A 24173-nucleotide genomic window follows, 5' to 3' on the forward strand; every position below is an offset into this window, starting at 1 on the left:
CGGTGACCGGCGTCGGGCCCCCGTCGGGTCAGGACCCGGTCGGGTCGGCGACGGAGGTCGGGGACCCGCGGGCGTTCACCGTCCACCTGACCAACTTCACCGGTCCGTTCGACCTGCTGCTGGGGCTCATCGACTCCAAGCGCCTCGACGTCACGGAGGTGGCCCTCCACGCCGTCACCGACGAGTTCATCGCGCACACCCGCCGCCTGGGCACGGAGGCCGGGCTCGAGGAGGTCACCGAGTTCCTGGTCGTCGCGGCGACACTTCTCGACCTGAAGACGGCCCGCCTCGTCCCGTCCGGTGAGGTGCAGGACCCCGAGGACCTGGCCCTGCTGCAGGCCCGGGACATGCTCTTCGCCCGCCTGCTGCAGTTCCGGGCGTTCCGTCAGGTCGCGGAGCTGTTCGGTGAGCTCGACCGCACCGCGCGACACGCGTACCCGAGGACCGCCGGGCCCGACGAGGAGTTCCTGGGACTGCTCCCCGAGGTGGAGCTCGGGGTGGACCCAGACCAGTTCGCCACCATCGCCGCGGTCGCGTTCCGGCCGCGGCCGGTGGACGAGGTGGGGGTGGGGCACATCCACGCCCCCGTCGTCTCGGTCCCCGAGCAGGCGGGCCGCGTCCTGGAGCTGCTGAAGTTCCACGGCGAGGGTCGGTGGGTGGACTTCCGCGACCTGATCACGGGGTGCGACGACTCCCTCGTCGTCGTCGCCAGGTTCCTCGCCCTGTTGGAGTTGTACCGGGCGCGCGCGGTCGCGCTCGCCCAGGACGAGGCGCTGGGGGACCTGTTGGTGAGGTGGACGGGCGGGGACGCCGACGAGGTGACGAAGGGAAGGGACGAGTGGACGTGAGCGACGTGTCGGGGCCCGGGGACCCCGAGCCGGTGGGACCGATCGGGGACGACGACGAGCCCGGTGTGCCGGAGCCGGAGGGGCCGCCGCTCCGTGCCCGGCTCGAGGCCCTGGTGCTGGTGGTGGATCAACCGACACCGGAGAGCGCACTGGCCGCGGCCGCCGGATCGACGGTCGCCGAGGTCGAGGCCGAGCTGCGGGCGTGGCGGGACGAACTCACGGCCGCGGGGAGCGGGATGGACCTGCGGCGCAGCGGCGACGGCTGGCGTCTCTACACCCGCCGCGACCTCGCGCCGTACGTGGAACGGCTCCTCACGGACGGCACCAGGGCCACCCTGACCCGGGCCGCGCTGGAGACCCTGGCCGTGATCGCCTACCGGCAGCCGGTCACCCGGTCGCGGGTCGCGGCGGTCCGCGGGGTGAACGTCGACGGCGTGATGAGGACGCTCGTGGCGCGCGGGCTGGCGGTGGAATGCGGCACAGATGCGGACACCGGGGGCATCCTGTATAGGACCACAGAGCTATTTCTGGAAAGATTGGGACTCACGTCGCTCGACGAGCTGCCGGACATCGCCCCGTTGCTGCCGGATGTCGACCTGGTCGACGAGATGAGCGACGACCCCGCGGACGATCCGCGGATCCCACTGGGGCGGCGCCGAACCGCGGCGCCCGACCCCACACCCCGAGACGACGACGAAGAGATGTGACGTTTTCATGACTGAATCCGCTGGCCGAGACGGCGCACCGGTCCGCCTCCAGAAGATCCTGGCCCAGGCCGGGGTCGCCTCCCGCCGGGCCTCCGAAGAGCTCATCGCCCGGGGACGGGTGGAGGTCGACGGCAAGAAGGTGCGCGAGATGGGCGTCAAGGTCGACCCCGCCACGGCGGTCATCCGCGTGGACGGCACCCGCATCGTCCTGGACGACACCCTGGTCTACCTCGCACTGAACAAGCCTCGTGGTTACCACACGACCATGTCCGACGAGAAGGGTCGGCCCTGCGTCGGCGACCTCGTCGCGGACCGCGTGGACGCCGGACAGCGACTGTTCCACGTCGGGCGTCTCGACGCCGAGACCGAGGGCCTGCTCCTGGTGACCAACGACGGCGAGCTGGCGCACCGCCTCATGCACCCGTCCTACGAGGTCTCCAAGACCTACATGGCGACCGTCACCGGCGTCGTGGGCAAGGGCGTCAACAAGCAGCTGCGGGCCGGGGTGACGCTGGAGGACGGACCCGCCAAGGTCGACCAGTTCTCGATCCTCGACGTCCACGACGGGCGCTCGCTGGTCAAGGTCGTGCTCCACGAGGGTCGCAAGCACATCGTCCGGCGGCTGCTCGCCGAGGTCGGGCACCCGGTCGAGGCGCTCGTCCGGACCCGGTTCGGGGCCATCGCGCTCGGTGACCAGCGCGCGGGCACCTTCCGCAAGCTGGGCCGAAAAGAGGTCTCCGACCTGTACGAGGCGGTCGGCCTGTGAGCGCCCCGACCGCCCCGACCGCGCGTCGACGCATCGCGATCGACGGCCCTGCCGGGACAGGGAAGTCCACCCTGGCCCGCACGCTGGCCCGGCGGATCGGCGGCGCCTATCTCGACACCGGCGCGATGTACCGGGTGGCGACCCTGCAGGTCCTGCGCGCCGGGATCGACCCGGAGGACGCGGCCGCCGTGATCGCCGCGACCGCCGACCTCCCGCTGGAGATCGGCACCGACGCCGGAGCCGAGCGCGTCCTGCTGGCCGGTGTGGACGTCAGCGACGAGATCCGCACCGCCCGCGTCACGGCCGAGGTCTCGGCAGTCTCCGCCGTACCCGAGGTCCGCGAGAACCTGGTCCTCCTGCAGCGGCGGCTGGCCTCCAGCGGGGGCACCGTCGTCCTCGAGGGGCGCGACATCGGCACCGTGGTGCTGCCGGACGCCGAGGTGAAGGTCTACCTCACCGCCAGCCCCGAGGTGCGCGCCCGGCGCCGCACCGACCAGGACCTCGCCGCCGGCCGCGAGGCCGACTACGACGAGGTGCTGGCCGCCGTCATCGAACGCGACCGCAAGGATTCCACTCGCGCCGCGAGCCCGCTGCGGCCCGCCGACGACGCCGTCGTCATCGACACCTCAGACCTCACCCTCGACGAGGTGCTCGACCGCCTGGTCGCGCTCGCCGAGGGAATCCACGCGTCGCACGGCGCCACCGCAGAAGGGAACGCATGATGCCGACCAACGAGGATAACCCCGAGTTCGACCTGCCCGCCGGTCCCGGTGAGGAGACCATCGAGGACGGCTGGAATGACGACACCGACTGGGAGGCGGTCGCCGCGGAGTTCGCCGACGAGATCGGGGCGGTCACCGAGGGCGTGGAGATCCTTCCCACCGTCGCGATCGTCGGCCGACCCAACGTCGGGAAGTCCACCCTGGTGAACCGCATCATCGGCCGCCGGGAGGCCGTCGTCGAGGACGTCCCGGGCGTCACCCGCGACCGGGTCTCCTACGAGGCACTGTGGAACGGCCGCACCTTCATGGTGCAGGACACCGGTGGCTGGGAGCAGGATGCCAAGGGCATGCACCGCTCCATCGCGCAGCAGGCCGAGATCGCCATGGGCACGGCCGACCTCATCGTGCTGGTGTGCGACGGCACGGTGGGCATCACCGCCGCCGACGCAACGGTGGCCAAGAGCCTGCGTCGGTCCGACACCCCGGTCATCCTCGCCGTCAACAAGGTCGACAGCGAGAAGGCCGAACTGGAGGCGGCCGAGTTCTGGTCCCTCGGCCTGGACGAGCCTCACGCCATCTCCGCCGCCCATGGTCGCGGCACGGCAGACCTCCTCGACGAGATCCTGCGGCAGCTGCCGTCCAAGGCGAGGATGCGCGAGGCCACCGATGTGCCGCGGCGCGTCGCGCTCGTCGGCAAGCCCAACGTCGGTAAGTCGAGTCTGCTCAACAAGCTGACCGGCGAAGAGCGGTCGGTGGTCGACAACGTCGCCGGCACCACCGTCGACCCCGTCGACTCGCTCGTGGAGCTCGGGGGACGCACCTGGCGGTTCGTCGACACCGCCGGCCTGCGCCGCAAGGTCAACCAGGCCTACGGTCACGAGTACTACGCCTCGCTGCGTACCCGTGGTGCGATCGAGGCGGCCGAGGTGGTCGTCCTCCTGCTCGACGCCTCCGAGCCCATCACGGAGCAGGACCTCCGGGTCATCTCCATGGTCGCCGACGCCGGCCGTGCGCTGGTGATCGCGTTCAACAAGTGGGACCTGGTCGACGAGGACCGGCGGTACGACCTCGACAAGGAGATCGACCGCGAACTGTCCCGGGTGCTGAGCTGGGCCCACCGGGTCAACATTTCGGCCAGGACCGGCCGCGCCCTGGCCAAGCTCGTGCCCGCGATGGAGACGGCGCTGGACTCCTGGGACAAGCGGATCCCCACCGGGCCCCTCAACACGTGGATGAGCGAGGTCGTCGCCGCGACCCCGCCGCCCATGCGTGGTGGTCGTCTGCCGCGGATCAGGTTCTGCACCCAGGCCACCACCCGGCCCCCGACGTTCGTGTTCTTCTCCACGGGGTTCCTCGAGGCCGGGTACCGGCGCTTCCTCGAGCGTCGGCTCCGTGAGACCTTCGGCTTCGATGGTTCCCCGGTCCGGGTGAACGTGCGGGTCAAGGAGCGTCGACAGCGCAAGTGACCTGCCGATTGGAGTCCGACGGAACCGGTGCGCTAGGGTAATCGAGTCGCCGCGCGAGCCGCGGTGGCGGACGGGCTGTGGCGCAGCTTGGTAGCGCACTTGACTGGGGGTCAAGGGGTCGCAGGTTCAAATCCTGTCAGCCCGACACGGAGAAACCCCGGGTCAGAGAAATCTGACCCGGGGTTTCGTCGTATCTGTCGGCTCTGGCGTCCCCTGGTGCACGGGAGGGGCGCGGTCCGGTTCCCGGTCGTGGTCGCTACCTCGGCCTTGACCCCGCTATGCCGTGCCGGGTGTGATGGCGGGCATGACAGAGGATGTTCGGTTCACCAGTACGAGGGGCCCCGAGCTCGCCGGCGCGCTGGAGGCCCCCGAGGTCGGGCAGCGCGGGTGGGGGCTGTTCGTGCACGGCTTCACACTGGGCAAGGACTCGCCGGCCGCGTTCCGCATCTCCCGCAGCCTCGCCGAGGAGGGGATCGGGATGTTGCGCTATGACAATCTCGGCATCGGTGAGTCCGACGGTGTCCTGGGTGACGGGTCGTTCTCCGTGAAGGTGGCCGACACGGTGCGTGCCGCGGAGTTCCTGGCAGACCGGGGGACCCCGCCGGATCTGCTCGTCGGCCACTCGTGGGGCGGGGCCGCGGCGATCCTGGCGGCGCAGGAGATACCGAGCGTCAGGGCGGTGGTCACCATCGGGGCGCCCGCCGAGCCCGCCGAGGTGGAGCGGCACTACGACGCGATCGCCGGCACGGTCCTGGAGGAGGGCAGTGGCACCTGGTCGATGGGTGGCCGCGCGATGACCCTCAAGCGAGAGTTCGTCGAGGACGTGCGCCGGGCAGACCTCATCGGCCGGGTGCACACCCTCGACCGGCCACTACTGGTCATCCATTCGCCCACCGACGCGACGGTGGGCATCGACAACGCCGCCCAGATCTTCCGGGCGGCGCTCCACCCGCGCAGCTTCGTCTCGCTGGAGGGGTCGGACCACTTCCTCACGGTGGACGGGCAGGCACAGCGAGCCGCGAAGATCATCAGCGCCTGGGTCGACCAGTACCTCTGACGCGCCGGCCCGGTGGTGGTGCCGGGGAACACCGGGCCGGGGCCTACCGTTGTAACCGATAGGAATCCCGTGAGAGGAGCCGCGCGCCGGACGCGCGGGCGAGGAGGGGCATGGTCGACGAGCGCACGCCACAGACGGCACGGGACCGGATCGTGTCCGACGTCGACCGGATGTGCCGGGGGGAGGGGCAGGCCCCGGTGGCGGAATTGTCCGACAGGGCCGCGTTGCTCGTGGCCTGCGGGCTGGTCGAGCCCCGCATCGGCGACGTCGTCCTGGCCCGGTTGCACCGCAATCTCCCGTTCCCGACGGTCAACGGGTTCCACCAGGTTCGGATTATCGAGGAACAACGCCACGACCTCCGACGGATCCTCGGCACCCCGGTGCCGTCCATGTTGCGGATGGCGTTGCGTACCCGGTTGGCGGATCTCGACCGGAGGTATCTCGTCCTGCGGACCGGGTTCACACGGGGTACCGGCGTCTGGGCGTTCCGGGTGAAGGACATCCGCGCCGACCGTCGGCGCGGCGTGCACCTGGACACCGATGACCGCGGCCGGTTGTTCGACGCACTGGCATCGACGCCGACGATGGCCGCCGTTCCGCTCGTGCCCCGGACCCTCGCAGAACTCGGGACCGTCGCCGCGGCCAGGGGTCAGCGTGAGATGGGCAGGGTGGTGCTGCCACAGCGGGTGCAGTCGGTGGTCCAGTCGCTGCCCTCGCTCCCGCACATCCGGGCGGACCGGCGCCGGATCCCGGAGATGTACACGGCCACGCTCATGGAGGTCGGTGGTCTGTACGACCGGTTGTACCGCGCCTACGCGCGGGGCGGACGGTCGGTCGAGGAGATCCGGCTGCAGTTCGATGCCGAGGCCGAGGTGGTCGGACTCGCAGGGGACCTGTGTCGACTTCGCGAAGCGGCGGCGACGGCCGGGGTGCCGCCTGCGAGCGACGGATTCACCACCCTGACCGGCATGGGCACGTCGATCGACGGGGTGTGGGTAGAGGTCGTCGACCGGGCGGTCGCGTTCCGTGAGCTCGTCGAGTCGGTGGAGTCACGGGCGGATGCCGCGGTGGCCGAGGCGGACCGTCTCGCCGGGATCGCACGCGACAACGGTGTGGCCTCGCCCTCGACGCCCTACCGCCCCTCACCGGCGGACGTGGTGGCGGAGAATCTCGCGGCCAGGGCGGGGGATCGCATGCTCTCGACGGAGTCCATGCGGCGGTTGCGGGGCCAGATCGACCCGGAGCGCTAGACGTCGTGACCGGCGGGGCACGTCCCCGCCCGCGTCCCGCCTGCGTACGGTGGACGCATCTGTTCGTGACCGGGAAGGATTCCACGCGTGGGACTGGCCAACCGCTTCTGGAAGCTCATGGGCTCCACCCAGGGACGCGACACCTCGCGCGCGCAGAGCGCGGTCGAGGCCTCGCACGAGTACGACGAGTGGGCGGCGGGACTGGACGACGGCGAGTTCGCGGACACGGCGCACGACCTGCAGCTCTTCGGGGATCCTCCCGAGGACCTCGCCCGCTTCCTCGCACTGGCCAGGGAGGCCGCCGCCCGGACTGTGGGGTTGAGGCCGTTCGACGTCCAGCTCCAGGGCGCATTGCGCATGTTCTCCGGCGACGTCGTGGAGATGGCGACGGGTGAGGGCAAGACGCTCTCCGGGGCGGTGGCGGCGGCGGGGTACGCCCTCCAGGGCCACACCGTCCATGTCGTCTCCGTCAACGATTACCTCGCCGCCCGGGACGCCCGCTGGATGGGGCCGATGTTCGAGCTGCTGGGACTGTCGGTCGGCCACGTCACCGAATCCTCGACACGAGATGAACGGCGTGTCGCCTACGGCTGCGATGTCACCTACGGCTCGGTCTCGGAGATCGGTTTCGACGTACTCCGGGAGCAATTGGTGACGAACCCGTCGGACCTCATCTCCCCGACGACGGACGTCGCCCTCGTGGACGAGGCCGACTCGGTGTTGGTGGACGAGGCTCTCGTGCCGTTGGTCCTGGCGGGTTCCACCTCCGGGGAGGCGCCGACGGGGGAGGTCCTGGCCGCGGTGCGCAAACTGCGCCCGGGGCGGCACTACGAGACCGACTCCGAGCGGCGCAACATCTTCCTCACCGAGGACGGCGCCGAGGCCATCGAGACCGAACTCGGCATCGCCGACCTGTACGACGCCGACCACGTCGGTACCACCCTCGTGCAGGTCAACGTGGCCCTCCACGCATGCTTCCTCCTTCGCAGGGACGTGGACTACATCGTCCGCGACGGACGGGTGCAACTGGTCAACGCCTCGCGCGGGCGCGTGGCCGAGCTCCAGCGGTGGCCGGACGGACTCCAGGCCGCCGTGGAGGCCAAGGAGGGCGTCCCGGTGTCCGAGGCGGGCCAGATCCTGGACAGTCTCACGGTCCAGGCCTTCATCGGGCGGTACGACAAGGTGTGCGGCATGACCGGTACCGCGCTCGCCGCCGGTGCCCAGCTGCGCGAGTTCTACTCCCTGGGCGTGTCCCAGATCGACTCCAACGCCCCGAACATCCGGTTCGACGAGGCCGATCGGACCTACATCGACACCGACAGCAAGACCCGCGCCGTGGTCGAGCACATCGCGACGGTCCACGCCACAGGCCAGCCGGTCCTGGTGGGCACACACGACGTGGCCGAGTCCGAGGAACTGGCCGAGCGGCTGGCAGAGAAGGGCGTCGACTGCGCGGTCCTCAACGCGAAGAACGACGAGGAGGAGGCGGCGATCATCGCCGAGGCGGGTGACGTGGGGAACGTCACCGTCTCGACCCAGATGGCCGGCCGCGGGACGGATATCCGACTCGGTGGTTCCGACGAGTCGCGGCGCGACGAGGTCGTGGAACTCGGCGGACTGCACGTGGTGGGCACCGGCCGGCACCGGACCGAGAGACTCGACAACCAGCTCAGGGGACGGGCGGGACGGCAGGGCGACCCGGGCAGCTCGGTGTTCTTCGCGGCCATGGACGACCCCGTCGTGACCTCCGCGCTCGAACCCGAGAAGATCCCGACCGCCCACGACCGGATCACCGGGTTGCTCAAGGGCAACCGCGGACGTGACGCCGTCGATCACGCGCAGCGGGTGACGGAGGGGCAGATGCTGGAGATCCACGCCAACACCTGGCGCTACAGCCGCCTCCTCGCCGAACAGCGCGACATCCTCGCCGAGCGACGTGCCGCGCTGCTCCGCACGGACAAGGCGTTCGAGGAACTCACGGCCCATGATCCCGAACGGAGTGCCCGGCTGGTGGAGGCGCACGGCCGCGACGCGGTGGTGCAGGGATGCCGCGAGATCATGCTGTGGCATCTCGACCGTGGTTGGGCGCGACATCTCGAAACGATGAACGACGTCCGCGAATCGATCCACCTCCGCGCGCTGGGGCGCGAGAACCCCCTCGACGAGTTCCACCGGATCGCGATCGACCACTTCCGTGATCTCGCTGCCGACGCGGTCCGCGAGTCCGAGACGACCTTCGCCGAGATCGAGTTCACCGACTCCGGGGTGGACCTCGAGGCCAACTCCATGGCACGACCCACCTCGACCTGGACCTACATGGTCCACGACAACCCGATGGCGGCCGGGGGGAACGTCTTCTCCGGAATGATGTCGACGTTCCGATGAGCGCGGCGCGTGACGGTCGACGGGAGACCGACCTCCGGGAATGGCGGACCGGCGAGGGCAAGGTCCTCGGGGCCAGGATCCCCCCTCCCCGGGACGGTCACCTGTCCGCGGCGGTCCCGCCCGGCCTGGGGCCTGACACGCCGGCGAGGGTCCCGGAGGTCAGCGACCGGTTCTGGACGCTGCCCAACGCGATCTCCCTGGGGCGCATCGCGCTGATCCCGGTTCTCGTCCTGAGCATCCTGGCGTGGGATGACCCACCCCTGGCGTTGTGGATACTCGGGGTGCTGGTGGTCTCGGACTGGCTCGACGGCAAGATCGCCCGCCTGTGGAACATGCGCTCGACCTGGGGCGAGCGTCTGGACCCGATCGCCGACAGGATCCTCGTCGCCGCCGTCCCCGTCACCTTCGCTGTGGCGGGATACATCCCTGTGTGGATCGTGGTGGTGCTGATCGCGCGTGATCTCCTGCTGACGACCACGCTCCCGGTCTATCGCCGGCGGGGGCTGGAACCCGAGGTCACCTACCTGGGCAAGGCGGCGACCTTCGCCCTGTTCTGGTCGCTCCCGCTGCTGCTGACCGGCCACGCCGGAGTACCGGGAGGCCAGGCCTTCGAACTCGTGGGGGAGGCGTGCCTGTACTGGGGTGTCGGCCTGTACGCCTGGAGCGGGGGCATCTACGTCTGGCAGGCGTCGAGGATAGCGCGGGCGGTTCCCCCGCGCGGGGCCCGATCGGCTGATGTGGGGGCGCCCGACGGTGTGTAATGTCGCCAGATGGAATTCGAAGTGAGCCACTCGAGAAGGGCGCGTCAGTGAGCGATCAGAACATCCCCGACCAGCTCAGGTACACCGATGAGCACGAGTGGGTGGAGCGGGTGTCGGACACCCGCGTGCGCATCGGAATCACCGAGTACGCGCAGTCCAAGTTGGGTGACATCGTGTTCGTCCAACTCCCGGACGTCGGTGGGGAGACCGAGTCGGGTGAGCCCTTCGGTGAGGTCGAGTCGCCGAAGAGCGTGTCCGACCTCTACGCGCCACTGAGCGGCAAGGTCGTCGAGGTCAACACCGCCCTCGAGACGTCTCCCGAACTGGTCAACTCGGATCCGTACGGTGAGGGGTGGATCGTCGTCCTCGAGATCGCCGATGTGGACGACCTGGAGTCCCAGCTCGAGCAGACCCTCGATTCGGACGGGTACGCCAAGATCACCGAGGGCTGAGCGGGTAGTCGCCGCCCCCGGGCCCCGCGACCGGGGACTCCGACATAGAATCAACAGCACCGCACGGTGAGCCCCCGCTGGGCTCGGACGAGGAGATACGAACGTGACCGAGAACAAGAACATGCCCGAGGCGACCGCCGAGACCACCTCGGTGTTCCGTGCCGAGCTCCTCAACGAATCCGACCAGCAGGCGGCCCAGTCCGACTCCGCCGTCACCGGTGTCGAGGGGCTCCCGGAGGGGCAGGCGCTGCTCGTGGTCAAGCGTGGCCCCAACGCGGGGTCGAGGTTCCTGCTCGACCAGGCCACCACGTCCGCGGGACGGCACCCGGACAGCGACATCTTCCTCGACGACGTGACGGTGAGCCGGCGGCACGCCGAGTTCCGGAGCGAGAGCGAGACCTTCACCGTCGTCGACGTGGGGTCGCTGAACGGCACCTACGTCAATCGTGAGCCCGTGGATTCGGCGTCGTTGTCCAACGGCGACGAGGTCCAGATCGGCAAGTTCCGCCTCGTCTTCCTGACGGGTACGCCCGGGCAGTGACCGCCGCCGGACAGGGCGCCCCGAAAGAGGAGTACCTCTCCATCGGGGGCGTCATCGCACTTCTGAGTCCGGAGTTCCCGGACCTGACGGTGTCGAAGGTCCGGTTCCTCGAGAACGAGGGGCTGGTCACCCCTGAGCGCACGGCGAGCGGATACCGGCGGTTCAGCGTCGAGGACCGCGAGCGCCTGCGGTACGTACTGACCGCCCAGCGCGATCGGTACCTGCCGCTCAAGGTGATCCGGCAGGAACTCGACGCACTGGACGCCGGCATCGCCGACGGGTCGACCACCGCGCTGCGGCCCCGGTCGGGTGAGGACGGCGTCCCCGGCTCCGCCCCGGACGATTTCCGGAGCGACACCCTGAAGAGGCTCACTCGCGAGAACGTGGTCGAGCAGTCCGGGGTGGACGCCGCACTGGTCGACGCATTGATCGACGCCGGCCTGATCGCGGCGGGGCCCGGCGGCTTCTTCGACCCCGAAGCGGTCCTGGTGGCGCGGACCGCGCACGATCTGGCCGGGCACGGGGTGGACGTGCGCCACCTCAGGGGTTTCCGCACGGCGGCGGATCGGCAGACCGGGTTGATCACCCAGATCGCCGGCCCGGTGGCCCGCCAGGGCGATGCCGATGCCCGTGACCGGGCCGCGGAGTTGGCGCGGGAGATCGCGGCACTGTCGGTGTCGCTCCATTCGACCCTGGTGACCGTCGCCGTGAGGCACGCCCTCGAGTCCTGACAGGGACAGCGCCCGCTCGCGGTGAACCGGATCGGGGCTACGCTTGAGACGTGGGAGAGGCGGAGAACATGGGAAAGAACATGCGCGAGGTCGACATCGTCGGCGTCCGTTTCGAGGAGCCGGAGTACGCACCCGTACTGATCCTGCACGAGAAGGACGGTGGCCGGTACGTACCGATCTGGATCGGGGCGGCCGAAGCCGCGGCGATCAGCCTCCAACAGCAGGGGGTGCGGCCGAGCAGGCCGCTGACCCACGACCTCGTGGCCGCGCTACTGGACACCTTCTCGCATCCGCTGGAGCAGGTGGAGATCATCGGAGTGTCCGAGGGGACGTTCTTCGCGGAGTTGGTCTTCGGCGACACGAGGGTGTCCGCGCGCCCGTCAGACGCGGTGGCGGTTGCACTGCGGACCTCCTCGCCGGTACTCGTGAGCCGGGAGGTGCTCGACGAGGTGGGGATCTCCCTCGTGGAGCAGGGCGAGGAAGAGGTCGAAGCCTTCCGGGAGTTCCTCGATCAGGTGAACCCTGACGATTTTCTCGGCGGACCGGAGGCGCCCAGAGAACCGGGCGGGTCATCGTCCTGACGCCTGCGACCTGCGAGTTTGGCATTCACAGTGGCCACACCGATACCAGTTCGCAGGTCAGGACAGACTCTAAACTTCAACTTGAGGTTGAGGTTTACCGCGTGTCCTATTGATCAGGGCCCGCGGCGGGCATAGCGTTGCCCTCAGTGAACTACACCGATGGTGTTCACGCGTCCAGGATCCGGGCATCGCCGCCCGGTACCGTGTCGTCACGATCGTGGCGACACCCGCATCTTGAGGGAGCAATCGTGGCCGACCACACCCGGGTCTCGGAGCCGTCCGTCGCCGATACGAACACGGAGAGTCTCTTCGGGGACCGAGGAGAGGGCACCCAGGCTTCCTTCGACGAGGTGCAGCCCGGATTGTTCCCCGATGACGGGATCCCGGACGGCACGAGCGGGTACCGGGTCCCGATCGCATGCCAGATCGCCGGGATCACCTATCGGCAGCTCGACTACTGGGCCCGCACCGACCTCGTGGTGCCCTCGATCCGTAACGCGGCCGGCTCGGGTAGCCAGCGCCTGTACTCGTTCAAGGACATCCTCGTCCTGAAGATCGTCAAGCAGCTGCTCGACACCGGTATCTCGCTCCAGAACATCCGGAAGGCCGTGGATCAGATCCGGTCACGGGGCGTGGAGGACCTGGCCACCATCACCCTGTTCTCGGACGGCCGCACCGTGTTCGAGTGCACCTCCAAGGAGGAGGTGTTCGACCTGCTCCAGGGCGGACAGGGCGTGTTCGGCATCGGTATCGGGGGCGCGATGCGTGAGCTCGCCGGGTCGATCGCCGAGTTCCCCGCGGAGACGGTCTCCGAGGACGACATCCTGGCACCGGTGGAGGACGAGCTGGCGGCCCGTCGGCGCGCTCGCGCCTCACGCCGCACGGGCTGATAGGCGCCGGTGGTCTAGACTCGGCCATGCGTTCACGCGACTCACGGGAGAGCTCCGCGGCCTTGTCGGTCGCGGGCGCCGAAGGAGCAACTCCTCTCCGAGAATCTCTCAGGCACCCGGACCGTGTAGTCGCCTAACGCCTCTGGAGAGCGGTGGAACAGACCACCCGCCCACGGGGAAAGCCGGGGCCGCACACGCGGCCCGGTGAATCTCTCAGGCGCCGGCACCCGTCCGGCAGGGGACAGAGCGGAGAGGGTAGCACCGGCCCGCAGGCCGCCTGTCTGGGCGGCCCCGCCACCTGAGGAGCACCTGTGACGACGACCCCTGACACCGCCCGGACCGGAGGCGAGTTCGTCGCCCGCCACCTGGGCCCCGACGCCCACGGCCTGGAACGCATCCTCGACACCATCGGCGTGGGTTCACTGGATGAACTCGCCGAGCGGGCCGTCCCCTCGGTCATCCTCGACGAGGTGGGACCGGACGGGCGCGCGGAGGGGATCGACGCGCTACCGGAGCCGCTGTCGGAGGCGGACACCCTCGCGGCGCTGCGCGAACTCGCCAACCGCAACACCGTCGCCGTGTCGATGATCGGCCAGGGCTACTACGACACGCTCACTCCGCCGGTGCTGATCCGGAACATCATCGAGAGCCCGGCGTGGTACACGGGCTACACCCCCTACCAGCCGGAGATCAGCCAGGGCCGTCTCGAGGCTCTCCTGAACTTCCAGACGATGGTCTCCGACCTGACCGGCATGGACATGGCAGGCGCCTCCATGCTGGACGAGGGCACGGCCGCGGCCGAGGCCATGACGATGCTGCGACGGGCCAACCGCTCCTCCAAGAGCCCCCGCTTCGCCGTCGACACCGACATCTTCCCCCAGACCGCGGCGATCCTCGCCACCCGCGCGGAGCCCCTGGGCATCGAACTCGTCACGGCGAACCTGGTGGACGACGGCCTGCCCGAGGGCGAGTTCTTCGGGGCGCTCGTGCAGACCCCCGGCGCGTCCGGTCGTGTCGCCGACGTGTCCCGGCTCATCGAGCAGTGCCACGAACGGGGCGCCATGGTCGCCGCGGGTGTCGACCTGCTGGCGGCGACGGTCCTGACCCCCGCGGGAGAGAAGGGCGCGGACGCGTGCTTCGGCACCACCCAGCGCTTCGGGGTCCCGATGGGCTTCGGCGGGCCGCACGCCGGTTTCCTCGCGTGCCGCAGCGCGCACGCCCGCAACCTGCCGGGTCGTCTGGTCGGGGTGTCGACAGACGCCGACGGACGGGTCGCGTACCGGCTCGCCCTCCAGACCCGTGAGCAGCACATCCGCCGCGAGAAGGCGACGTCCAACATCTGCACCGCCCAGGTCCTCCTGGCGGTCCTGGCCGCGATGTACGCGTCCTATCACGGCGCCGACGGTCTCTCGGCGATCGCCCGCCGGGTGCACGCCCACGCCGACGCTCTCGCCCGGGGGCTGCGCTCGGCCGGGGTCGAAGTGGTCCACGACGAGTTCTTCGACACGGTCCTGACCCGCGTACCGGGACGCGCTGATGAGGTACTGGCCGCCGCCGCCGCGCGCGGGGTGAACCTGTGGAAGGTCGACGACGACTCCGTGTCGATCGCGTGTGACGAGGCCACCACCGCCGAGCACGTCGGGATCGTGCTCGAGGCATTCGGCGCAGGTGCCGTCGGGGCCGTCGAGATCTCGGTGGATCCGGGACACGGGGACCGCACGAGCGAGTTCCTCCAGCACGAGGCGTTCGTGCGGTACCGGACCGAGACCGCGATGCTGAGGTACCTGCGAGCGCTCTCGGACAAGGACATGGCGCTGGACCGGACGATGATCCCGCTGGGCTCGTGCACGATGAAGCTCAACGCCACCACCGAGATGGAGCCCATCACGTGGCCGGAGTTCAACCGACTCCACCCGTTCGCCCCGGCGGACCAGAGCGTCGGAATCCGCGAGCTCGTCGCGGATGTCGAGCAGTGGCTCGTCGACATCACCGGGTACGCGGCGGTCAGTCTGCAACCCAACGCCGGTAGCCAGGGCGAATATGCCGGACTCCTCGCGATCCGCGGTTACCACCGATCGCGCGGGGAGGAGGACCGGACGGTCTGCCTCATCCCGTCGTCCGCCCACGGCACCAATGCCGCCTCCGCGGTCATGGCCGGGATGAAGGTCGTCGTGGTGGCGTGCCGTGAGAACGGCGACGTCGACGTGGACGACCTGCGCGCGAAGGTGGACAAGTACGGTGCCGAACTGTCGGCGATCATGATCACCTACCCGTCCACACACGGCGTCTACGAGCACGACATCGAGGAGATCTGCGCGATCGTCCACGATGCCGGGGGTCAGGTCTACATCGACGGGGCCAACCTCAACGCTCTGGTCGGGGTCGCACGTCCGGGCCGGTTCGGGGGCGACGTGAGCCACCTCAACCTGCACAAGACCTTCTGTATCCCCCACGGTGGCGGTGGGCCGGGTGTCGGCCCCGTCGCGGTGGCCGAGCACCTGCGCGATTTCCTGCCCGGGCATCCCCACGAGGACGGCCTGGGCGCGGGTGGCGTGGTCTCCTCGGCCGCGTTCGGCTCCGCGTCGATCCTGCCCATCACGTGGGCGTACGTGCGGATGATGGGGGCCGACGGACTGCGCCGGGCCACGCTCACCGCCATCGCCAGCGCGAACTATCTGGCCCGGCGTATCGGGGAGCACTTCCCGGTGCTGTACTCCGGTGACGGCGGGTGGGTCGCCCACGAGTGCATCCTCGACCTGCGCCCGCTCATCGACTCGGTCGGCATCTCGATCGACGACGTCGCGAAGCGTCTCGCCGACTACGGCTTCCACGCGCCCACCATGAGCTTCCCGGTGCCCAACACGCTCATGGTCGAGCCGACCGAGAGCGAGGACCTGTCCGAACTGGACGCGTTCTGTGATGCGATGGCGGCCATACGCTCCGAGATCGACCGCGTCTCCGACGGTGAGTGGACCGTGGACGACAACCCGTTGCGGGGCGCGCCCCACACGGCCGAGAGCGTGTCCGCTGACGAGTGGACGCACGCCTACCCGCGCAGCGTCGCGGGGTACCCACTGGGGTCGACCTGGCGCCCGAAGGTGTGGCCGGCCGTCCGCCGGATCGACGGAGCCTACGGCGACCGCAACCTGGTCTGCTCGTGCCCGCCGTTGGACGCGTTCGCACAGGACTGAACCGGCGCCGGGGTCCGGTGTTGTCGTACCCGCATGACACGGTACGGGGCATGACGACGACCGGTCCCCACCCGATCCCCGCACTCCCCGCGGCCTGCCGCGAGTGGTGCCGCGCCCAGCCTCCCGCGCTGTTGGTCGCGGACGAGTACGTCGGGATCGATCTGGACCTGTGGAACCTGCGCCTCGCGGAGAAGGGCGTCGACCTACGCCTGGTCGCCGGTGGCCTCGACGGCGGGCGGGTCGAGTCCGGGTCCGGGTACCTCAGAAGGAGCGACTTGTGGGCGGCGGGTCGGCGCGCCCGGGGCAGTCTCGAGGAATCCGTGGTGGCGCTCTACATGTGCGCCGCCTGGCTGTCCGGCCACCCGTCGCGATCGGGGGTGCGGCGCGGGCTGCCGGACTTCCGGGTGGCCGAGCGGGACCGGCACGGTCGGGTATCGGTCTCCTCCCACGGATACCCACTCGTGCTGCACGAGGTGGTGGACTGGCTCGACGCGCCGGTTGAGGCGATGAACCTCCTGCGGCACGGAGCTCCCGCCGGCAGAGCGGGGCGCGGCGTTCCGGACCTGGGATACCCCCTGGCATCGCTGTACCTGTCGTCGTTGGGCATGGCCTGGTCGGCGCCGCATATCGTGCCGGTCGATCCGGCGGGGATCGGCACCCTGATCCACGCCGGGTGGACCGAGATCGACTCGGCCTCCCGCCTGACCCCGCGCCGATACCAGCGGTACCTGGATGTGGTCGCGGCATGGGCGCACGAGGCGGGCGTGGACCCGCTGGTGGTCGAAATGTGGCTCGTCACGGACTGGCATGACCGGCGGGCGGCTGCCCACCACCCGGGAGCGTCTGCCCGGGCTCCTCGGGGAACCGGCCCGCGCTGACCACCTTGCGCGCTAGTGTCCGCTCCATGGAACCCCGGAGAACGACCGTGGACGTCCCGGTAGGCACCCTCGACGTCCTGGTGTGGGAGCCGGACGGCCACGCGGCCGACACTGCACCGGTGCGTACGGTGTTGGCCCTGCACGGCTTCCCCGAGTCGGCGTGGGAATGGGAGCGCGTCGCCGCGGACCTGGTGACTCAGGGGGTCCGGGTGGTGGCCCCCATGCAGCGTGGATACTCGCCCGGAGCGCGTCCGCACGATGTGGCGGACTATGCCATCGAGCACCTGTCGGCTGACGCCCTCGCCGTGGCGGACAGTCTGGGGCTCGAGCGCGTCCACGTGGTGGGTCATGACTGGGGGGCGTCCGTGGCATGGTGGTTGGCCGCCCACCATCCGGATCGGGTCGCCAGCCTCACGGCCATCTCGATCCCGCATCTCGCGGCGTTCTCCGACGCGATCGGGACGGATCCCGATCAGCAGGCCCGGTCGGCGTACTTCGGATTGTTCCGACAGGCGGGCAAGGCCGAGGACGTGCTCCTCGAGGGAGACGCTCACCGACTGCGCGCCATGTTCGGCGGGCAGGTACCGCCGGATCTGGTGGACCGGCATCTCGAGGTGCTCGGGGAGCGCTCGGCACTGACCGCGGCCCTGCACTGGTACCGCGCGATGCGGCGGTATGACCTCCCCGACGTCACCGTCCCCACCACATTCCTGTGGGGCGGGCAGGATCCCGCGGTCGCCCGCAGCGGGGCCGACGCGACGGCGGAGCGGGTGACGGCCGAGTACCGCTTCCTCCCCCTCGATGACCTCGGCCACTGGATACCGGAACAGGACCCCGCGTTGGTGGCACGCGAGGTCCTGGCCCGGATCGCCTGACCGCTCTGCGGCGCGTCAGTCCTGCCGCAGCTCCCGCTTGAGGAGCTTTCCGGACTGGTTACGGGGCAGTTCGTCGACGAACACCACCCGCTTGGGCACCTTGAACGGGGCGAGGTGCTCGCGCGTGCCCGCGACGATCTCGTCCTCCGTGGCGTGAGCTCCGTCCTTGAGGACGACTACCGCGGTCACCGCCTCGATCCACTTGGGATCCGGGGTGCCGATCACGGCGACCTCGGCGACCCGCTCGTCCCGGTACACGGCGTCCTCCACCTCGCGGGAGGCCACCAGGACGCCGCCGGTGTTGATGACGTCCTTGATCCGGTCGACCACCTCGACGAACCCCTCCGGGTCACGGACCACGAGGTCCCCGGAGTGGAACCACCCGTCGCGGAACGCCTCCTGCGTCGCCTCGGGCTTGTTCCAGTAACCCTGACACAGTTGCGGGGAGCGGTAGACGATCTCACCCTGCTCGCCGGCCGCGACCTCCGCGCCGCTCTCGTCGACGACGCGCGCCTCGACGAAGAAGACGGGACGGCCGGCACTGGCCGGGCGTGCATCGTGCTCCTCGGGACGCAGGACGCACGCCAGCGGCCCGATCTCGGACTGTCCGAAGCAGTTGTAGAAACCGAGCTCGGGGTACTTGTCGCGCAGGCGCTGCAGCACGGTGACCGGCATGATCGACGCGCCGTACTGGGCCTTGCGCAGGCTCGACAGGTCACGCGTGTCGAGGTCGGGGTGGGAGGCCAGCGGAACCCAGACCGTCGGTGCGAGGAACAGCGACCCGATCCCGTCCTCCTCGACGCGCCGGAGGATCTCCGGGATGTCGGGCGCGGCCATCAGGTGCACCGTCGCCCCCAGCGAGAGGTACGGCATCGCGAACACGTGCATGGCCGCGGAGTGGTACAGCGGCATCGTCACCAGTGGTGCGTCATCCGCGGCGAGGTCGAGGGAGAGGATGCAGCTGACGTACTCGTGCGCCAGTGCCGCGTGCGTCATCATCGCGCCCTTGGGCCGCGAGGTGGTGCCCGAGGTGTACAGGAGCTGCGCGAGGTCGCTCCCGGATGCGGGGGAGTCGACGGGCCGGGCCTCGCCCCGATCCACTGCCGCGCCCAGCAGCGTGCCGTCGGCGGGGTCCCCGGCGGCGGGTTGCAGCGCGAGCGTCTGCAGCGACGGCAGGGTCTGGACGACGGTCTCGAGGGTCGGCGCCTGTGCGGGGTCGACCAGCACGAGTGAGGCGCCGGAATCCGTCAGGAGGTACTCGAGCTCTCCGCCCGTCAGGGCGTAGTTCACCGGGACGTGGGTGTACCCCGCCCGTGAGGTCGCGAGGAAGCCGATGAGGTAGGCGTCCGAGTTGACCCCGTAGGCGGCGATCCGCGCACCGTCGTCGAGCCCCCGAGCGGCGAGCAGGGAGGCGACCCGGTCGACGGCTGTGTCGAGTTCGGCGTAGGTCCAGCGACGGTCGGCGAAGGTCAGGGCGACCCGGTCGGGGAACCGGCGGGCGGACCGTCGCAGGATCGCGTCGACGGTCCCGGCGCCGGCGGACGAGAGGGGGGACAGAGGGGTCGTGGTCATGGTCCGACTCTATAGCGGACGGTGACGTCGTACCCCGGGTGGTCAGTCGCCGGACCGGAGGAGGTCCAGGACGGCCCGGGGGATCTCCCCGGTGGCCTCGCGCGGGGTCCACGGTTCACTCGGGACCCACTGGGATCCGCATCCGCGGCACGCGAACAGTGGCTCTCCCCGACGTTCGACCGGGGTCTCGTTCCAATTGCACAGGTCGCGGCAGGAGCGCACGCGAAGGGGTGCGAGGTCGGGGTCCGGGCGGCGTCGCGTGAGCGAGCGGAGGGAAGCGAAACCAGTCATGTCACCAGCGAGGATAGACCGCCGGGAAGGCCGGGGGTAGGCGGGCGGCGTCCGGTGGCGGGGCTGGGCGGGTCGGTGGCCGCCCGGTGCGGCGGCGGTAGCCTGAGGGGATCGGATCGCAGGGGGAACGGAGTGGACCGATGAGCGCATGCCCGTGTGGCAGTGGGGACGGGTTCGGGACGTGCTGCGGTCCGATCGTCGACGACGGCCTGCCGGCGCGCACCGCCGAGCGGCTGATGCGGTCGCGGTACACGGCGTTCGTGCTGGGGCACACGGACCATCTCTGGCGCACGTGGCATCCCCGGACCAGGCCGCCGACGGTCGAGGCATCCGACGTGGAGTGGACCGGGCTCACCGTCGTGGAGGTGGTCGCCGGAGATGAGGGCGACGACGGCGGGGTGGTCGAGTTCGAAGCGCGGTACACCGGCCCGGAGGGCCCGACCGTGATGCGGGAACGGTCGCTGTTCGAGCGCAGGGGCGGGCGCTGGACGTACCTGACGGGGTCGGATCCCGCGGGCGACTAGGACCGGGCGGGGTCCTCCGGCTGGCGGGTCACGATGAACGAACCGATCGTGCCGGGGGTGGTCACGTCGATCCGGCCGATCCTGACACCGCGGGGCACCGTCCAGGCCACCATTCCCCGGATCTCCTCGCCGGGGGTGGCCAGGACCGAGGGGACCAGCGGGTCGTCGACGATTCCCGCGGGGTTCTGGATCCGCTCGAAGGGTCGTCCCGAGGGGTCGAAGGCGGAGAAGTCGGCCGGACCCAACTCGGGCTGCCCGGACGACTGCACGGCACGGACATCCACCACCAGCACGGCGTCCGAGTACGCGGAGGACGGCTCGATCCGCAGGTTCGACACGGTGACGGTGGCGTCCCACAGATCGCCCGAGACGGGGAACGGGCGGTCGAACTGCTGGGATGAGGGCAGCGGGCCGCTGGACTCCGCGGTGGGGGCGGGCACGGCGCGTTCGTCGTCGTCGCCGAGGAGCGACGGAGAGCAGGCACTGGTCAACACGGTCGCCGCCGTGACCACGGCGGCGAGGGCGGCGCGACGCATAGGGGCGCTCCTGTGGCGGGATCGTGCGCCGGGCCGGTCCCGGCAGTCCCTGATCCTACGGCCCGTCGGGGCCGGGGTCATCGGAGGCTCGCAGGTCCCGCGAGTGTTTGCCCGCGACCCGGCGTACGAGGTCCGGGTAGACGTCATCGAGCTCCGCGGAGATCTCGGCCAGCTGGATCTTGAAGTTGACCGGCACGAACACCCGGTCGACGAACTCCGACTCGGCGGTGATCGCCTTGCCGTCGAAGACGTACCGGCACCATAAGGAGTCGCGGTTGAGGATCGCGACCTCGGTCTCCGCGGCGGCCGCGTCCTCCACCGCCGACACCAGCGGACTGCGGAACACGATGAGCGGCAGGGAACGGTGCGCGCGCACGAAGAGCAGGACGCACCCGGCGGGGACGGTGAAGACATCGTGCTCGTCGGCCCGGACGCGCCGCCGGTAGACCTCGGTGAGGGCGGCTTCCACAGCCCGGGTCGCCTGGTCCGGATCGGTGATCGGCTGCGGGCGGAAGTCGTCCTCGCCGCCCGCGGGGCCCCCGGCGTCGGACGGGTCCCCGTCCGGGTCCCCGTCCGGAGGCCCGGGCTCGACCGGACGCGCGCCGACGAGGTCATCCGGATCGGAGTCGGTGACATCGTGCAGGAACACCGGGTGCCGGATCCCGAACACCTGTTCCAGCGTCCCGGCGACGAGGTGGGACAGCTCGCGGGCCCGGTCCGTCGTCAGGCTGACACGGGGGCCGGCGGCGGGATCCGGTTCACGACCCGTGTCGGCGCCCTGCCATCCGAGGGCCGAGAGCTGCGCCAGTTGCGCGGGGCTCAGGGGGGTGGGGGTGTCCTCAGAACCGCCGCCGGAGACCTCGGCGTCGACCCGCCCGGAGGCGACGGCGGTGAACCGGATGTACGGCGTGTGCGCGGAGGGCGCACCGAGGACGGGTACCGCCAGGTCGAAGATCGCGCCGGGGACCAGGTCGCGCAGGAGATCGGCCAGGTGGGAGGCGAAACGGTCCCACCCGGCCGCGATCGACGCGTCCACGTCGAACTCGAATGCCGGCATGCAAGGCAGTCAACCACCGAGCCACCGTCTCCGTGAGCGGTTCGACAGGGTCCGGCGCACGGGTCCCGGCGCGCGCCGATCAGTTCCCGGTCGGCGGATGCCCTGCCTGATAGTCCGACCAGTACTCGTCGGAGCCGTCGAACCCGACCCTGATGCCGCCGCGGTGCTCGATGATCTCCGGTTGGATCGGCGCGATGGTCCGGGACGCGGCCAGTGCGGAGTCGACGTCCGCGAACTCGGCGAGGTGGCGTAGCTGGGTCCAGGTGGGCGGCAGCAGCATCGAGTGGCCCGTACGGAAGTCCGCCAGCAGGTCCACGGGGCGGGCCCACATGGTCAGGTCCACCTCGGTGGTCAGGTCGTCCGGCTCCTGCCCGCCCGGCAGTGCGGCGAGGAAGAACCGGGTGTCGTACCGGCGCTTCTCGACCTCGGGAGTGATCCAGTGGTCGAACGGACGGAGACGGCCGGCGGCCAGCGAGAGCTCCTCCCGCTCCAGGAAGCCGCTGAACGACAACTCGTGGGCTTCGAGCTCGGCCCGGGCCGAGTGGTACCTGCCGGCATCCGAGACCGCGGCTCCGTCGAGGTGATCCGCCAACAGGACACCGCACTCCTCGAACGTCTCCCGGGCGGCGGCGCAGACCAGCCGGCGGGCCCGCGGCTCGTCGCACCCGAGGCGCTCGGCCCACCAGGTGGGGGCCGGGCCCGTCCACGCGAGGTCGGGGTCGTCGTCGGCGGCGTCCACCCCTCCACCCGGGAAGACGGTCATCCCACCGGCGAACGCCATACCCTTGACGCGGCGGGCGACGAACACCTCCGGGCCGGCGGTGGAATCGCGGATCACCATCACGGTGGAGGCGTCCTTGACGGGGCGGGCGGTGCTCTGGTCAACCTCGGTCATGCTGTCAGTCTCGCCCGACGCGGTGGCGCGCCCCACACCGGGGTGGGTGCGGTCAGTCGGAACCCGTGGCGGCCGGAGGCAGTACGCCGTAGAGCACGTGGCGGACCTGCTCGGTGACAGTCCCGCGGCTGTCGCTGACGGGGGAGCGCTCCACCCCGCACCGCACGATGGTCATGTAGAGCACGTCGAACACGGTCTGGGCCGGACCGGCGAGGTCGTCCGCGGTCGCGGAGGTGCCCGAGTGACCTGCGAGGACGCCGGCGATGAGGTCGCGAAGCTCTCCGAGGATGCGTTGCGCCTCCGCGCGGTGCGGCCCGGGCTCCCCGAACAGCGTCTCGCGGTGGTACGCCGCGATGTTCTCCGGCTGCCTGTCGAGCGCCACCAGGAGAGGTTCGCACAGGGTGACGAGATCGTTCACCGGGTCGCCGGTGGCCGGGACGGTCTCGACCATCGCGCGGAACTCGTCGTTGGCGACCATGCACAACAGTTCGCCCTTGGACTGCGCGTACCGGAACAGCGTCCCCGTCCCGACCTCGGCCAGATCGGCGACCTCCTGGGTGGTCACCGAGGAGTAGCCGCGACGGGTGAACAGGTCGCGGGCGGCCGCGTGGATGCGCCGCTGCTTGTCGGCCTTGTTCAACTCCCGGCGGCCGGGTTCGCGGGTGGGGGTCACGAGAACCACTCGGTCGGCGGGCCGGCCATCAGCAACAGCGAGAACACGATCGCCACCACGACGAGCGTCGCCACCAACGCGAGGGCGGGCGACCGCACCGCGAAGGCCAGCACGCGCTCCGGGAGCGTACGCGGGGCGTCGCCCTCCGGGCCGACCCGCCACGGGCCGTCGAGCAGTCCACGACGCTCCACCGACCGCTCGAACGGGACAGTCGCATAGGGGATCACGGCGGAGGCCAGACCGAGGACACCGGTCCCTGCGGTCCACCGCTTGTCGGTCCAGACCGCGACGGTGGCCACCGCGTAGCAGAGGAACACGAACCCGTGGACGCTGCCGCCTACCATGGTCGCCCAGTCGAATCCCAAGCCGTACTTGCCGATCATGCCCAGGATCAGGAGCGTCCAGGTGACCACCTCCGCGAGCGCGAGTCTCTTGTACAGGATGCGGGGGGTCACAACTGTCCTCCATCGATCGGGTCGGGGTTCGTCGCACATGCTACGGACCCGGGCCGCGCGGGTAGGTTC

At 70.4% G+C, this 24173-nt stretch carries 24 protein-coding genes, 1 tRNA gene and 1 riboswitch; of the genes, 19 read left to right on the forward strand and 6 right to left on the reverse strand.

The window, feature by feature from the left end:
- Positions 1-2: 2 nt before the first annotated feature.
- The 18 genes from NR111_RS15630 to NR111_RS15715 all read left to right on the forward strand — a co-directional run bounded on the left by NR111_RS15630 (position 3) and on the right by NR111_RS15715 (position 18101).
- Positions 3-848 carry a ScpA family protein gene (locus NR111_RS15630; protein ID WP_069390221.1) on the forward strand — a complete coding sequence of 282 codons (846 nt, stop codon included), beginning with the start codon at positions 3-5 and terminating at the stop codon, positions 846-848.
- The gene (gene scpB / locus NR111_RS15635) at positions 839-1555 is read left to right on the forward strand and encodes an SMC-Scp complex subunit ScpB (RefSeq protein ID WP_069390220.1); all 717 of its coding nucleotides are present in this window, start codon (positions 839-841) and stop codon (positions 1553-1555) included. The genes NR111_RS15630 and scpB overlap by 10 nt, the downstream gene beginning before the upstream one ends.
- Positions 1479-2321, forward strand: coding sequence for a pseudouridine synthase (locus tag NR111_RS15640; RefSeq protein ID WP_244294358.1), 843 nt, complete (start codon positions 1479-1481; stop codon positions 2319-2321). The genes scpB and NR111_RS15640 overlap by 77 nt, the downstream gene beginning before the upstream one ends.
- On the forward strand, positions 2318-3043 hold the full coding sequence (cmk, locus tag NR111_RS15645) for a (d)CMP kinase (protein ID WP_069390219.1): 726 nt from the start codon (positions 2318-2320) through the stop codon (positions 3041-3043). The genes NR111_RS15640 and cmk overlap by 4 nt, the downstream gene beginning before the upstream one ends.
- On the forward strand, positions 3043-4509 hold the full coding sequence (gene der / locus NR111_RS15650; RefSeq protein WP_069390218.1) for a ribosome biogenesis GTPase Der: 1467 nt from the start codon (positions 3043-3045) through the stop codon (positions 4507-4509). The genes cmk and der overlap by 1 nt, the downstream gene beginning before the upstream one ends.
- A gap of 71 nt (positions 4510-4580) precedes the next feature.
- Positions 4581-4654: transfer RNA gene (locus tag NR111_RS15655), tRNA-Pro, on the forward strand.
- A gap of 159 nt (positions 4655-4813) precedes the next feature.
- The gene (locus NR111_RS15660) at positions 4814-5566 is read left to right on the forward strand and encodes a S9 family peptidase (protein ID WP_069390231.1); all 753 of its coding nucleotides are present in this window, start codon (positions 4814-4816) and stop codon (positions 5564-5566) included.
- A 110-nt stretch (positions 5567-5676) separates the two neighbouring features.
- Complete coding sequence (locus NR111_RS15665) at positions 5677-6816, forward strand: hypothetical protein (protein ID WP_069390217.1); 1140 nt, start codon at positions 5677-5679, stop codon at positions 6814-6816.
- 87 nt (positions 6817-6903) lie between these two features.
- Positions 6904-9201, forward strand: a complete 2298-nt coding sequence (gene secA2, locus NR111_RS15670) for an accessory Sec system translocase SecA2 (RefSeq protein ID WP_069390216.1) — start codon at positions 6904-6906, stop codon at positions 9199-9201.
- A complete protein-coding gene (locus NR111_RS15675) occupies positions 9198-9962 on the forward strand; it encodes a CDP-alcohol phosphatidyltransferase family protein (protein ID WP_083249829.1) in 765 nt (254 codons plus the stop codon). Before secA2 ends, NR111_RS15675 begins: the two co-directional genes overlap by 4 nt.
- A gap of 47 nt (positions 9963-10009) precedes the next feature.
- Positions 10010-10414 (forward strand): glycine cleavage system protein GcvH, encoded by a 405-nt coding sequence (gene gcvH / locus NR111_RS15680; protein WP_067715784.1) that lies wholly within the window; start codon positions 10010-10012, stop codon positions 10412-10414.
- A gap of 121 nt (positions 10415-10535) precedes the next feature.
- A complete protein-coding gene (locus tag NR111_RS15685) occupies positions 10536-10955 on the forward strand; it encodes an FHA domain-containing protein (protein ID WP_172812138.1) in 420 nt (139 codons plus the stop codon).
- On the forward strand, positions 10952-11686 hold the full coding sequence (locus NR111_RS15690) for a MerR family transcriptional regulator (protein WP_069390215.1): 735 nt from the start codon (positions 10952-10954) through the stop codon (positions 11684-11686). Before NR111_RS15685 ends, NR111_RS15690 begins: the two co-directional genes overlap by 4 nt.
- 80 nt (positions 11687-11766) lie before the next feature.
- A complete protein-coding gene (locus tag NR111_RS15695) occupies positions 11767-12267 on the forward strand; it encodes a bifunctional nuclease family protein (protein ID WP_096907250.1) in 501 nt (166 codons plus the stop codon).
- A gap of 248 nt (positions 12268-12515) precedes the next feature.
- Entirely contained in the window at positions 12516-13157 is a 642-nt protein-coding gene (locus tag NR111_RS15700) for a MerR family transcriptional regulator (protein ID WP_069390214.1), read from the forward strand.
- 34 nt (positions 13158-13191) lie between these two features.
- Positions 13192-13291: riboswitch (glycine riboswitch) on the forward strand.
- 177 nt (positions 13292-13468) lie between these two features.
- Positions 13469-16348 (forward strand): aminomethyl-transferring glycine dehydrogenase, encoded by a 2880-nt coding sequence (gene gcvP / locus NR111_RS15705; protein WP_256821348.1) that lies wholly within the window; start codon positions 13469-13471, stop codon positions 16346-16348.
- Between the two features lie 50 nt (positions 16349-16398).
- Entirely contained in the window at positions 16399-17226 is an 828-nt protein-coding gene (locus NR111_RS15710) for a hypothetical protein (protein ID WP_069390212.1), read from the forward strand.
- 26 nt (positions 17227-17252) lie between these two features.
- Entirely contained in the window at positions 17253-18101 is an 849-nt protein-coding gene (locus NR111_RS15715; RefSeq protein WP_256821349.1) for an alpha/beta fold hydrolase, read from the forward strand.
- A 15-nt stretch (positions 18102-18116) separates the two neighbouring features.
- On the opposite strand, the gene NR111_RS15720 is transcribed toward NR111_RS15715, so the two are convergent.
- Positions 18117-19673 (reverse strand): fatty acyl-CoA synthetase, encoded by a 1557-nt coding sequence (locus NR111_RS15720; protein WP_154830658.1) that lies wholly within the window; start codon positions 19671-19673, stop codon positions 18117-18119.
- 431 nt (positions 19674-20104) lie between these two features.
- Here NR111_RS15720 and NR111_RS15725 point away from each other — a divergent pair, with 431 nt between their 5' ends.
- Positions 20105-20488, forward strand: a complete 384-nt coding sequence (locus NR111_RS15725) for a YchJ family protein (RefSeq protein WP_069390209.1) — start codon at positions 20105-20107, stop codon at positions 20486-20488.
- On the opposite strand, the gene NR111_RS15730 is transcribed toward NR111_RS15725, so the two are convergent.
- From NR111_RS15730 to NR111_RS15750, 5 genes are all read right to left on the reverse strand, one after another.
- On the reverse strand, positions 20485-21024 hold the full coding sequence (locus NR111_RS15730) for a hypothetical protein (protein ID WP_256821350.1): 540 nt from the start codon (positions 21022-21024) through the stop codon (positions 20485-20487). The two genes, NR111_RS15725 and NR111_RS15730, sit on opposite strands and share 4 nt — an antisense overlap.
- A gap of 55 nt (positions 21025-21079) precedes the next feature.
- On the reverse strand, positions 21080-22081 hold the full coding sequence (locus NR111_RS15735; protein WP_256821351.1) for a hypothetical protein: 1002 nt from the start codon (positions 22079-22081) through the stop codon (positions 21080-21082).
- A gap of 79 nt (positions 22082-22160) precedes the next feature.
- Complete coding sequence (locus NR111_RS15740) at positions 22161-22976, reverse strand: NUDIX hydrolase (protein WP_067715878.1); 816 nt, start codon at positions 22974-22976, stop codon at positions 22161-22163.
- A gap of 52 nt (positions 22977-23028) precedes the next feature.
- On the reverse strand, positions 23029-23649 hold the full coding sequence (locus tag NR111_RS15745) for a TetR/AcrR family transcriptional regulator (RefSeq protein WP_067715815.1): 621 nt from the start codon (positions 23647-23649) through the stop codon (positions 23029-23031).
- Positions 23646-24104 (reverse strand): DUF3817 domain-containing protein, encoded by a 459-nt coding sequence (locus NR111_RS15750; protein ID WP_096905531.1) that lies wholly within the window; start codon positions 24102-24104, stop codon positions 23646-23648. The genes NR111_RS15745 and NR111_RS15750 overlap by 4 nt, the downstream gene beginning before the upstream one ends.
- Positions 24105-24173: the final 69 nt, after the last annotated feature.

The sequence above is a fragment of the Dietzia sp. Die43 genome (genome assembly GCF_024519835.1).
Classification (GTDB): Bacteria; Actinomycetota; Actinomycetes; order Mycobacteriales; family Mycobacteriaceae; genus Dietzia; species Dietzia kunjamensis.

Coding starts and splice junctions, on each gene's coding strand:
- der (WP_069390218.1), top strand. CDS start 3,043: ATGCCGACCAACGAGGATAACCCCGAGTTCGACCTGCCCGCCGGTCCC.
- NR111_RS15660 (WP_069390231.1), top strand. CDS start 4,814: ATGACAGAGGATGTTCGGTTCACCAGTACGAGGGGCCCCGAGCTCGCC.
- NR111_RS15665 (WP_069390217.1), top strand. CDS start 5,677: ATGGTCGACGAGCGCACGCCACAGACGGCACGGGACCGGATCGTGTCC.
- NR111_RS15675 (WP_083249829.1), top strand. CDS start 9,198: ATGAGCGCGGCGCGTGACGGTCGACGGGAGACCGACCTCCGGGAATGG.
- NR111_RS15685 (WP_172812138.1), top strand. CDS start 10,536: ATGCCCGAGGCGACCGCCGAGACCACCTCGGTGTTCCGTGCCGAGCTC.
- NR111_RS15695 (WP_096907250.1), top strand. CDS start 11,767: ATGCGCGAGGTCGACATCGTCGGCGTCCGTTTCGAGGAGCCGGAGTAC.
- NR111_RS15710 (WP_069390212.1), top strand. CDS start 16,399: ATGACGACGACCGGTCCCCACCCGATCCCCGCACTCCCCGCGGCCTGC.
- NR111_RS15715 (WP_256821349.1), top strand. CDS start 17,253: ATGGAACCCCGGAGAACGACCGTGGACGTCCCGGTAGGCACCCTCGAC.
- NR111_RS15720 (WP_154830658.1), bottom strand. CDS start 19,673: ATGACCACGACCCCTCTGTCCCCCCTCTCGTCCGCCGGCGCCGGGACC.
- NR111_RS15725 (WP_069390209.1), top strand. CDS start 20,105: ATGAGCGCATGCCCGTGTGGCAGTGGGGACGGGTTCGGGACGTGCTGC.
- NR111_RS15730 (WP_256821350.1), bottom strand. CDS start 21,024: ATGCGTCGCGCCGCCCTCGCCGCCGTGGTCACGGCGGCGACCGTGTTG.
- NR111_RS15735 (WP_256821351.1), bottom strand. CDS start 22,081: ATGCCGGCATTCGAGTTCGACGTGGACGCGTCGATCGCGGCCGGGTGG.
- NR111_RS15740 (WP_067715878.1), bottom strand. CDS start 22,976: ATGACCGAGGTTGACCAGAGCACCGCCCGCCCCGTCAAGGACGCCTCC.